Origin of the sequence: Candidatus Accumulibacter vicinus (genome assembly GCF_000584955.1) — a bacterium.
GTDB lineage: Bacteria > Pseudomonadota > Gammaproteobacteria > Burkholderiales > Rhodocyclaceae > Accumulibacter > Accumulibacter vicinus.
Window position 1 is genome coordinate 64,365 of record NZ_JDSS02000020.1, and the last position, 572, is coordinate 64,936.

General features: G+C 70.1%; 1 protein-coding gene. It reads right to left on the reverse strand.

All coding sequences use genetic code 11. The features are described 5' to 3' along the window. The coding region (locus CAPSK01_RS08395) for an HRDC domain-containing protein (RefSeq protein ID WP_034925193.1) at positions 1–529 on the reverse strand (529 nt) is incomplete at its 3' end. Between the last annotated feature and the right edge of the window lie 43 nt (positions 530–572).

Sequence of the window (572 nt, forward strand, 5' to 3'; positions counted from 1 at the left end):
GCGGTGCATCCACAGCGCGCGCCCCATCGAGCTCAGGGAGAGGCGAAAGCCCAGGTCGGTTCAGCACCGCCTCGCCGTAGCGCTCCAGCCGCGCCGGGCCGACGCCCTCGATCTCGCCCAGCGCCGCCAGGTGATCGACGCGGCGACGCACGATCTCGGCCAACTGCTCGTTGGTGAATACCGCATACACCGGAACGCCTTCCTGTTCGGCCACCGCCTTGCGCCAGACGCGCAAATCGGCGTAAACCGCGAAATCCTGCTCGCTCAACACCTGCCGGTAATCCACCCGCGCTGCCGCGGTGCCGGCCTCGGCGCGCGCGCCGGCCTTGCGTTCCGGCGTCTTCAGCGCGTCCGGCGGCACGCCCGCGCCAGCGGAGACCGTGACGCACAGGACCCAATACGAATTCGCCCCGGCGGCGACGAGCCGGCGCTCGATGCCCACGACGCGGTGCGACGCGCAGAAGCGGTTCAGTTCGTCCTGCGCCGGCTGCGGGTTGAGCGCCGGGGCCGTGAAGAAGTGCATGGTCATGGTCAGCGCTAGTCATTTTTTCGGACGCGGCGAGCGCTCCGCG